Annotated in this window: 5 protein-coding genes; all 5 read right to left on the bottom strand. The window is 51.3% G+C overall.

Annotated features, from left to right (window positions below; genetic code table 11):
* Positions 1 to 56 precede the first annotated feature (56 nt).
* The gene (flhE, locus tag DY231_RS09455) at positions 57 to 449 is read right to left on the bottom strand and encodes a flagellar protein FlhE (protein ID WP_115628137.1); all 393 of its coding nucleotides are present in this window, start codon (positions 447 to 449) and stop codon (positions 57 to 59) included.
* Entirely contained in the window at positions 449 to 2,530 is a 2,082-nt protein-coding gene (flhA, locus tag DY231_RS09450; protein WP_115628136.1) for a flagellar biosynthesis protein FlhA, read from the bottom strand. Before flhA ends, flhE begins: the two co-directional genes overlap by 1 nt.
* Positions 2,523 to 3,674 (bottom strand): flagellar biosynthesis protein FlhB, encoded by a 1,152-nt coding sequence (gene flhB, locus DY231_RS09445; protein WP_115628135.1) that lies wholly within the window; start codon positions 3,672 to 3,674, stop codon positions 2,523 to 2,525. The genes flhA and flhB overlap by 8 nt, the downstream gene beginning before the upstream one ends.
* Before the next feature lie 186 nt (positions 3,675 to 3,860).
* Positions 3,861 to 4,445: a helix-turn-helix transcriptional regulator gene (locus DY231_RS09440; RefSeq protein WP_115628134.1), complete on the bottom strand. Its 585-nt coding sequence runs from the start codon at positions 4,443 to 4,445 to the stop codon at positions 3,861 to 3,863.
* Between the two features lie 53 nt (positions 4,446 to 4,498).
* Positions 4,499 to 11,581 (bottom strand): autotransporter outer membrane beta-barrel domain-containing protein, encoded by a 7,083-nt coding sequence (locus DY231_RS09435; protein WP_115628133.1) that lies wholly within the window; start codon positions 11,579 to 11,581, stop codon positions 4,499 to 4,501.
* Positions 11,582 to 11,704 lie beyond the last annotated feature (123 nt).

Genomic DNA, 11,704 nt, shown 5'->3' with positions numbered 1-11,704 from the left:
TGGACTGGAAATGAGATGCAGAAAGGAAAAAGCTGCACAAATTGCGGCTGTTAGGGCTATCTGTAATTAACAATGACTTGATTGCTTTGCACTTTCAGCGCCGGGAAAAGCGCTCCGCCACCGGGGACTTGCCAGACAAACCGCAGCGGCTCGTTTGCTGCAACGTTCGTTAGCCCGCGCGTCGTCCCGCTCTGCCCTTCTATCTCAACGCAACGTGTTGACGAGCAAAGCCTGACATTCAGACCCGCAGGCGTCGGCCCAATCAGTTCATAGCGCCAGGCGACCATCGTCATCACGCCCGTGACGGGCTGAGACGGTGCCAGAGCGCGTGACGAAGCGGCCACCCCGCGATGGCTGAGTGTCGCCCCCACACCGCTCGCCTGCCACGCCCCTTCACCGCTGGCGTGCGTCATAAAAGGCAATAACATCAGCATCAATAGTCGGTTCATCATTTCGCTCCGATGGTCGCAGTCATACGGATATTGCGGTTTTCAGAGAGTTCAAGACTTGAAAGCACCATTAACTGCGGCAAGCTGCGGCGTAAGAAACGTGCCAGGAGTGGACGCAACGCATGATTAACCAGCAGAACAGGCGGCGCACCCAGCATTTCCTGGCGCTTAAGTGCTTCCTGCGCCTGTTCCAGCAGACGGTCGGCAAGGCCGGGTTCCAGCCCCCCTCCGCCCTGCAAAGCCTGTAACAGCAGACGTTCAAGAGCCGCATCCAGGCCAATTACCTGCACTTCGCCGTTGCCAGGGAACCATTGCTGCGTAATGGCGCGTCCCAGCGCGACACGAACCACAGCGGTTAATTCATGAGGATCGTTTTGAATCGGCGCATGTTCTGCCAGCGTTTCGAGAATGGTGCGCATATCGCGGATTGGCACTTTTTCGGCGAGCAGGTTTTGCAGCACTTTGTGCAGCGTGGTCAGCGTCACTACGCCCGGCACCAGATCTTCTGTCAGCTTCGGCATCTCTTGCGTCACGCGGTCAAGCAACTGTTGTGCTTCCTGGCGCCCAAACAGTTCCGGGGCAAACTGACCAATTAAATGATTAAGATGCGTTGCCACCACGGTACTGGCTTCAACCACTGTAAAGCCCTGAATCTGCGCCTGCTCTTTTAATGCGCTTTCAATCCAGGTCGCGGCCAGACCAAATGCCGGATCGGTGGTGGCTTCACCCGGAAGCGTGCCTGCGGCAGTGCCTGGGTTAATCGCCAGCCAGCGCCCTGGGTAGGCGTCGCCGCTACCAATTTCCACCCCTTTCATCAGAATGCGATAACGCGCAGGCGGCAGGTCCATGTTGTCGCGGATGTGCACCACTGGCGGCAAGAACCCCATATCCTGAGCGAATTTTTTACGGATACTGCGTATCCGCCCCAGTAGCTCGCCGTCTTGCTGGAAATCGACCATCGGAATCAGTCGATAACCCACTTCCATGCCGAGCGAGTCCTCGAGCTGAACATCATTCCAGGTGGCTTCAACCGCCTGCGGATTTTCCTGTGGTTTTGCCGGAGCTGCCGGAGCTGCCGGGGCCTCCATTTCACGCCCGCGCATCCACCAGGCCAGCGCCAGCAATGCCGCAGTAAACAGCAGAAACACAAAGTTTGGCATTCCCGGCACCATACCGAGCAAACCCAAAACCGCCGCACTGAGCATCATCACGCGCGGATTATTGAACAGTTGGGTCACCATCTGCTCACCGACGTCCTGGTCGGTTGCCACGCGGGTAACGATCACGCCCGCCGCCGTGGAAATAACCAGTGCCGGGATCTGCGCGACCAGACCATCACCGATGGTCAACAGCGTGTAAGTTTCAGCCGCCGCACCCACCGCCATATCATGCTGGAGCACACCGACTAACAGCCCGCCGATCACGTTAATCACCATGATCATTAATCCGGCGACGGCATCACCGCGCACGAACTTACTGGCACCGTCCATCGAACCGTAAAAGTCCGCTTCCTGCGTCACTTCCGAACGGCGTTTTTTCGCTTCTTCTTCGCCAATCAATCCGGCGTTTAGATCGGCATCAATCGCCATCTGTTTGCCCGGCATCCCGTCCAGCACAAAGCGCGCGCCCACTTCGGCGATACGCCCGGCACCTTTGGTGATAACCATAAAGTTGATGATAACGAGGATGATAAACACCACGATACCGATGGCGAAGTTACCGCCAACGAGGAAGTGGCCGAAGGCTTCAACCACTTTACCCGCCGCCGCACCACCGGTGTGGCCTTCCATCAAGATGATACGAGTGGAAGCCACGTTCAGCGCCAGGCGCAGCAAGGTGGTAAACAGCAAAATGGTTGGGAAGGCGGCGAACTCAAGCGTGCGCTGGGTGAACATCGCCACCAGCAGCACCATAATCGACAGCGCAATGTTAAAAGTGAACAGCAAATCCAGTACAAACGCCGGCAGCGGTAGCACCATCATCGACAAAATAAGCAAGATGAGTACCGGCCCGGCAAGAATCTGCCATTGTCCGGCTTTCATGGTGCTCGGCAGGCGCAGTTGCGCCAACAGGTTAGCCATCGGAGTCCTTCTCGTTTGCAAAGTCCAGCGCTTCTGGCACTGGTAGATTTTCAGGTTTTTTCGGAATCAGGCCGCCTGCCACTCGCCAGCGGCGCAGTTGCCAGACCCACGCCAGCACTTCGGCCACCGCGGAATAAAGTTGCCCAGGAATTTGCTGACCAATTTCAGCGTGACGATATAACGCACGCGCCAGCGGTGGCGCTTCCAGCATTGGAATACGATGTTCGTTGCCAATTTCACGAATACGCAGCGCCACCAGCCCCGCGCCTTTCGCCACAACCTTCGGCGCATTCATTTTGTTTTCGTCATATTGCAACGCCACGGAATAGTGCGTCGGGTTGGTGACAATCACATCTGCTTTTGGCACGTCGGTCATCATGCGACGGCGGGCGGCGGCACGTTGTTGCTGGCGAATACGGCCTTTAACGTGCGGGTCGCCTTCTTGTTGCTTAAATTCGTCGCGAATATCCTGGCGGCTCATGCGCAGCTTTTTGAGGTTGCTGAATATCTGGAAGAAAACGTCAAAGCCGACCATTGGCGTCAGTCCCAGCACTATCAATAACCCGCATACCGCAACCATGTTCAGCGCATGCCCGAGCGCCGCCAGTGGCGGTTCGCTGATCAGTCGCATCATTTCCGGCCATTTATGCAGCAAGTACCAGACGGTCACGCTGCCCACCAGAATCGCTTTCAGAAAGGCTTTAAGTAACTCGGCACCGGCCTGTGCGGAGAACATCCGCCCTAATCCCGCAATCGGATTAAGTTTGCTGAATTTGAACTGTATCGATTTGCCGCTAAACAGCAGGCCGCCAAGCAGCATGGGCGCGGCAATCGCCACAATCACCAGCCCCATGATCAACGGCAGCAATGCCCAGACCGCTTGTTTTATCAGCAGGCTAATTTGGCTAACAATCAGATTTGGGTCGTTAATGATGCTGTGATCAAAATGCAAACCGGCAGACAGCATGGCAGCAAGTTGCCGCCCCAGAGGTTCGCCGCCCATCCAGATGATGCTTATCCCCACCAGTAACATCAGCAGTGAGGTCAACTCACGGGATCGGGGGATCTGCCCATCTTCTCGTGCTTTTTCAAGTCGATGGGGTGTGGGAGCTTCTGTTTTATCGTCGTCGCTTTCTTCTGACACCGCAACAATCTCGTGGCCGCAATTACCAACACAGCATGCCAGAGGGGGGTCAAGCTAATGGCGGGAAAACGGGGGGATTTGTGGGTTTGTTTGTGGCGTTAAGGGTGTTGCGATGCATTTGAGGTAGATAATTTGAGGAGATGATTGCCGGTAGCAATTGGGCTACCGGCAATTGTCATTAATTCATTATGCAACTGATTTTTGCGCTGCCAATAACAACTCTTTATTCATCATCAAGAATATGCGTCCCTTTAGCATTAATTCAACATTACTTGAAATACCCATTTTCTTCATCGCGCTTCGTTTGTGGTGGCTGACTGTTTTAAAACTTTTATTCATTGATTTTGCAATACACATTACCGATATTCCCTGAACATACAGCGACGTCACTCTTGTCTCGCAGGGACTCAGTTTATTTGCATTAGCAACCCGCCGACGCGAAATCAGTAAATCCTTAAGGGTCGGATTAATAAAGTCAGCCAATGATTTACGAATCATATTCAACGCGACATCAAAGCGCCCAAAGGAGATGTGGCCCGGCAGCATCAACGAAGAGAAGAAACCCAGCAATGCCTCGCGGGCAAAGACTATCACGCGCTCAGACTTACAGTTGAGTAGCATGGTGAGTTCAATTTCATTAAGCCATGTTTTTTCGAAAACAAATACCGACAAACCACCATCAGAATAATGACTATTTTTAATGCAACCAATAATAGAACGCACCGCTTCCCTAACATAGCAGTTATCGCAATAGACAGAGATATTATCCATTTTATGACTCTTCCGAAAAAGGGGAGGCTACCCTCCCCTTTATTGAGTGACAGTTATTTGAAGTTATATTTAATGCCGATCATCGCAGAGGCATCGCTATAACCTTTATCACCGACCTGGTTTGTGACATTGCCCCAGACATTAAGGTTGTTATTAATTTGTCCCTCAACACCCACTTTCAATTCAGCAATGTTTTTTGTCCCCGTCATTGAGGAAGACACATCATTCATCACCGCACCAAAGTTATTGGTATTGTGGATCCAGTTGGCCTCGATAAATGGCTCAAACTCACGGTCTTTACCATTATCAATTTGGTTATGGCTTTTGAGATACGCCCTGACGCCCAGACGCGTCATCACGTTGCCATCGCCCTGAGACTCCACATGAGTACCATTCGCTTCGGTATGTTGATCCGCTTTAACGCCCATCCAGATAGCCTGCGCCTGCGGTTGAACATACACCTTGTTGGTGGTGCCTTTACTGCCTTTGAATTCGCCTGTTTTAAAGGTATATCCAGTCTCAACCGAGGCCGTTAAACCATCAGACTTGTAGGATTCAGAAGCTAATTCGTCACCCTTAACACTGTTATTAAACCAGTTGTACTGCGCCCAGCTATCAACATATGCCCCGGTGTTTTCCGCTTCATTGGCAAGCCAGGTGCCGTAAACTCCAACGCTATAACCGTTGACTGAGCCATCCGCACGGTAGTTTGTGACGGACGAACGGGTATTGCTTTGGTTATTACCGTAACCGGCCATCACGCCAAGATGGGTACGGTTCTCGCCTTCTGTACCCCACTGCGCAATGTCACCACCCATTTGTAAAACGTAGCGGTTGCTTTGCGTTTTTAATTGGCCCGAGTCATCACGGAACCCGGTGTGACCACCAATGTTACGCATCCACATGCTGGTGACATGAGTTTCCCCCGTCAGCGCATCCACATAGTTTGTCTCTCCCAAACGATCGTGGAGAGTGGTAATAAACATAGTATTCGCCGCTGCAATATTAGCGGTATACGCTCCTGCTTCCGGACGTACTATCGGGTTGTCTGAATGCGCCGGATCGACTGGCGTATCAGGGGAAACCGGTGTATCCGGATTATCAGGAGTGAAAGGAGTCGGAGCCTGAGACGCAAGGTACCAGTTGCCATCCGCTTGTCCTTTATTCAGGAAGTAGTCGTATGCCCCAGCGACCGCACGCCCCTGCAAGGTGAAATCACCTTGTGATGCCCCACCCACCTGCACCACTTCAATCCCTTTTTCGGTCAGCGCGCCATTACCGCCGAGGTTCGTGACCTGGACACGCGTGCTGCCAGAAGTATCCCCTGTCACCACCAGTTTATCGGTGACTGAGTTGTCATCACCCAATACGGTATTTAGCGCCAGCAGACCATTGTCACTGCTGTAATTACCATTGACGATCAAGGTGTTACCAACAGCCGCACCTGCCAGATGAATCTCACCCTGGTTATGGAGATCTCCAACAGTCAAAGTACTGGCTGCCTGGTTTTCATAACCGCTGAGTGCGTTGAGCGCCGCTAACGTTCCCTGGTTGTTAACCGGGCCAGTGACTTCACCGTTACCGCCAAGCGTTGCTCCTGAGGCGATATTCACTCCGCCGTTGCCGGATAACTTACCGTTTGCCCTTTCGTTACTGCCCAGTATCAGACGACCACTTTGGACATCAGTTGTACCGCTGTAAGACTGCTCGTTGTCGATAATGAGCGAGGCATTACCTAATTTCTCGAGAGAACCGGTGCCCGTAATGACGTTGGATAATAACCAGTCGCTATCAGCCGTCAGATGCACAACACCGTTATCCAACACGTCAGCATCACCCAGGTTTTCAGCCGCCGAAGCACGCAGGTCGCTACCGCTGTCGACCGCAAATTCCCCGGTAAAGGCACTGTTATCCGCCGTGAGTGTGATATCTGAATTATCTTTTAATTCAACTGCCCCAGCTCCTGCCAATTGCTTACTAAGCTGCCCAACTGCGGCGGCATCGCTTGCAAGTTGTTTTGCAAAGGTTAAGCGGTCTTGTGCCGTTGCCAGAGTCACTGTGCCGGTATCACCAAAACCTGAAACATTATTCAGCAACGCCTGCGAACCGCCTTCCAGCGTGACATCTCCGCTAAAGCCGGTGTTGGCTCCGTTTACCGTCAATACGCTTGGGTCGATAACCAGCTTCCCACTGCCGTTCAGAGTGCCAGCATTAATTGTCCCGCCATCGGTATCACCCGCTACGCGCTGGGTGTCCGAAATGGTGAGCTGGCTTCCGGCTGTTAACTGCAACTGGCTTGCCGCTACGGTGTTCAGCGCCCCGACTTGCTGGCTGTGGCCCTGCATCTCGACGGCCGCATTTTCTTCAATGCGCAGGTCACGGGTTTGGCCTAACACGCCGTCATTTGCCAGTTGCAACGTGCCGCTGTTAACCACGGTCTGCCCGGTATAGCTGTTATCCAGGTTAGAAAGTGAAACCGCACCCGTTGGGCTATCGATATGCAAATCGCCTGAGCCGATAACTTTGGCACTTAAATCACTGGCAGGTGCGCTTTTACCGTTACTGTTAAGTACCAGTGCGTCGTCTCCCACGCTTTGTAATTCAACTTGCTTGAGGCCATAGTTGATATACAAACCGTCAGCATTGTCGCCGCTGGTCAAGCGGTAATCCCACGTCCCTTTCGCCACCGTCGCACCTTGCTGGGTGATGTCCACAGTTACAGAGTCGGAGATAACGTTATCGTCCTGGTCTCTCAGCTCAAGATTGCCACCGCTTCCGCTTACGGAACCTGCGCTATCGGCCAGTTTGACCAGCGTTTGTGCATCGTCTTGTTCCATCAGAGAAAGATGATTCTCCGGCAATGGATTATCGTTAATGGCTGAGGTCAACGACACCGCTACGACACCCGGGCCGCTGATATCAAGGCTGTTTGCGGTATGAACGGTGTTCTCTGCCACCGACACACCTGGGTTCAGCGCCCCAAATTTTGCCGTCCCGCCATTGAAGTTCAGGCCGCCAATAGTCTGCGTACCCGCACCTACTGTCGCAACGCTTCCGGCGCTCAATTTCAGGTTGGCATCACTTAACGCTTGAGCGTTGATCCCCTCCAGCGCGAAGCTGCTGTTTGTCAGCTCCAGCGTCCCAGCAAAAGCATCACCTTTGTTGTTGTCGGTAAAGCTAAAGGCTTTATTGGAAAGGTCAGCTTTGACCGTGCCGGAGCCTTTAAGATGGCTCTTTAACGCCACATCCTGGGTGTTGTTTAACGCAAGGATGCTGTTGGTATCGATATTAAATGTCGTCCCGCTTGCATCATCGACGGCATCACCCAGCGCCAGCAGGGTATTTTGCTCCGTAAAGGTGGAACCATTGGTCAGATTAATGGTTTCAAAGCCAGTCAAAGCGTTGACGTTTTCCAGAACATACGCTGAGTTATCCAGATTCAGCACATCGTCAACACCAGCCCCCGCATTAAGGGAAGTGAAAATAGACGTTTCCTGAGCCGTGACGTCTTTGAGATTAAAAATGTCACGCCCGGCACCCGTGGTGAAATCGGTCCCGGTACTGCCGCTGTTTAAGTTGACGGTATTATCCCCAGTCAACAAATTCACCTGACCCACAATGCTTGCCCCAGCGAGGTTAGTGAATGTCATCCCCGCGCCAGATTGGCTGGCAACTGCAACTTGCGCCGCACTATTGGCTTTGATCGAGCCGCTATTGGTGAAACTGTCTATTTTCCCATTGTCGATATTCACCACTTCCGTGGTCAGGGATTTAGAGGTTAACGCCCCTGCCTGAGTCACGTTGCTGGTCGTGCCGCCCACCGCCAGCGCGGAACCGCCATCGGCCACGGTGACGTTGATAGTAGTGCCATTTTTCACCGCACCGCTGGTGTTGGTGACAATGCCAGAACCCGCCAGCCCAGCAACATTAATCGTTAAGCCATCAGAATCCAGCATGTCGAGCGTAGCGGTTGTGGTCGTGCCATCCGCGTTTTCCAGCAAGATGCCCTCACCCGAACCATTGACGGTAATCACACCGCTGTTTGCTGTACCTAACTCCGCCCCGGAGCGAATACCCGCACCTTGATCGACGTTCAGTTTGGCATTCACCAAACGGATGCCTGCAACTTCGGCGCCGTTCTCGATAGCGTTACCCGAGCCCGTCACACTGATGGTGGCGTCTGTGACTGTCAGTTGAGAATCGCCCGTAGCTTTCAGTAACCCCGTCTTCGCTGGGGCTTCGATCAACACACCATGAGCACCATTTTGAGCAATAGTCGTGCCCTGCCCACTCAATGCTAGCGATGCACCATCTTTGAGGCGATAGGCTGCCGTTCCACCTGTCGCTTTCACGGTACCGGTGTTAGATACAGAGGATTTGCCGCCAACAATATCCACGGCAATGCCGTTCACACTGATATCACTGCTGTTTTCAAGCTTACCGCCATCCACCAGCACGCCCGTGCTGTCTTGCGCTGTAAACGTCAGTGAGCCTTTGTGGATTAACGTGCCATTGTTACGCGCGATATAGCCCATCGCCCCCTTTGCAGCATTCGAGTTATCGATGGTGGCATAAGAGGTTAATTGCGAGGCGCCAGTTGTTCCGGCATCACCGATAATCGATGTCGAATTGCCGTCAACAATACCTGCCGTTGCATTAGCCGCTGACAGTTTTAACGTCACACCGGCATCCAAAACCCCTTGCGCGCCGCCTTCGACTTTGACCGCTGTGGCTCCAGCCGCATCAACATTGAGCGTCATTTTGCCGGTGTTTAATTTGCTGGTTGTTTTGCCATCCGCGCTTTTGCCTGTGACCAACAAAATGGTACTGTTTTCGCCACCTGCGGTCATACTTGATGTGGCGAGTCCGCTGCCAGCGTAGGTTGCGCCTCCATCGATGCGATACAGTGTCGACCCTTTAGTTGAAACATTTTGCTCGCCAGAACTGTTGTCTTTAATGGATGACCCTGCGCCATAGATGAAGTAACCAATCTGATTTTCGCCAGTAGTAAACTCTACCCTGCCCGTACCCTCAAGGTTCACAACCCCTTGATTACGCGCGTGAATACCAATGGCGCGATCGCCCTTAAGCTCAACAATCCCGGAGTTAGTCGCAACGGCACCGGTACCTTCAGACCAGATCCCGTAGTTGGCGGTTTTTGTCGCGGTATCAACACCTTCGCTGACAACGATGCTTCCACTGTTGGTGGCCGCACTTTTGGTACTCACCTGCATACCAATGGCATTAATACCATTGAGATTAATGGTTCCACTGTTGGTGACCGTTTTTGCCCCTACGGACGAGATCCCAATATTGCGATTACCTGCATCTGCGCTACTGGAAATTTTACCATTAATATTAATGGTGCCATTTTGGTTAACAACGGAAGATGCCCCACTTGCCAGAATAGCCGTCACACCTTGTGCTTTACTGCCAATGGTAATACTCGCGTTGGCGTTGTTATTTAATGTCCCGCCATTGAGAAGACTGACACCCAACGTACCTGGGGAGGTGATAGAAATATCAGTTGTGCCATCGCTTGATGATTGCTGAGCCAACCTTCCAATATAGATTTCACCATTATTATCAAGGCTGGATTGACGCTGCAATATTACGCCCTGGGCGAAGTAGCTACCATTAATAGTGGACGGTTGTGTGAGTGCCGCGATGTTAATCGCACCGTTATTGACCATGCTGGTAGTATCGTTGGTTATTACGCCTGTTGTACCTGCATAATCCTGACGAGGAGCTACGTTAATTATGCCGTCATTAAGTATGCTACTGGTTCCTGATGCGTTAATCCCAATTTGCTCACCTGACCCAGTGTTATATCCGCTGGACGAGTATTTGTTAAACGCCGTCATTTCCTGATTAGTGCCCGCATCAATAACCCCTTTGTTATTAATGACACTGTCTTTGGCAAAAACCACATATGCCCCGCGCAGGGAGTTATTCACTGTGCCAAGCACGCCATTATTATTCAGTGTTGCGCCATTTAACAATCGAACCAGCGACGCATCAGAACGATACATTTGAATGTTTGCGCCCTGGTTAATATTGACCATCGCCGCGGCACCATCGGCCTTGATATACGCAACACGTCCACGATCAACGTTCATGTTGGTAGCATCATTGGTAGCGATGTTATTAGTTAAATAAATTTGTTTGAGAGTTTTATCATAAGCTTTTTCCAGCTCACTATCATAATCAGTGGTTGAAAGTGCACCTGAAATAATAGCGCTTTGCAATGCTGTATTATAGCTTTGGAAATCACTGAGAGTATTGACGGTGAATTGACCGATCTTGCTATCAACGGCACCTTTAAAACCACCAATAAATGAAGCAGCAGATTTTGAGTTAGAGTTATTATTCGACGCAAAGCCTAATTCAGCGACTGTTTTTGCATCGTAATTCAGGACACCATTACCCGACACATCAAAAACAGCGGATGTAGTCACGTCGGCCTGGCTGCCTTTCATAACAACAGCAAGTCTATTGGCCGGGTCGTTCATCCAACCTGTAGTGGAAGAGCCTACCTCGACATTCAGAGCACCAGAATTGTTGATTGAAAACAGGCTGGTATCAACATACTGCCCATGTTCACCCACCGCATAGGATACAGGCGTCACGAAATTGGCAGCAGGAGAAGTGCTCATCTGCGCGCTATCATAGACAGAGAATGTCATATTATTGTGTGTAATAGGGTCCAGGTAAGAAATCGTCTTACTTTTAGTTCCTAATTTTAGAATGTCACCACTAATATACTCAGCCCCCTTTGAAACCAGGCCGGCATCTAATGCTTGTTGCAGAGTTTTATTATAATACCCCGACGCTCCACTCGAAATATTTGAAAAGCCGTTACTCCCCCCCTGAATAAGAGTCATTGGGCCTGTTATTATAGAGTAATTAGCCGTTTCTGGTGAGAAAAACGCAACTTCACTGTCCGCTGCAAAACTCTTTTCCGTGGCAAAGGTGGATAAAATACAGGTCAGTAAGAATTTCCTGGTGAAAATACCTTCCGAGGTAACACTACCCGTTGAGGAAGATTTACTTTTTTTACGCCCTTGAGCTAACTCAGAAGCCACAATATAACGGCCCAGAGTTGCATTCCATATAACACTATAAAATTTGTTCATGTTTTTACCTGATCACACTTAAATGAGAGTGACTTAATTAATGAGGAATAGATATCTGATACGATATCCAACCAGTGACTAAGACAAAATCAGTGAATTTAGTGCATAACCAGGCCGCCACAA

Origin of the sequence: Buttiauxella agrestis (assembly GCF_900446255.1) — a bacterium.
Lineage (GTDB): Bacteria > Pseudomonadota > Gammaproteobacteria > Enterobacterales > Enterobacteriaceae > Buttiauxella > Buttiauxella agrestis.
Note: the sequence above shows the minus strand (reverse complement) of the source record. Positions and strands in the feature narration are given on the sequence as shown.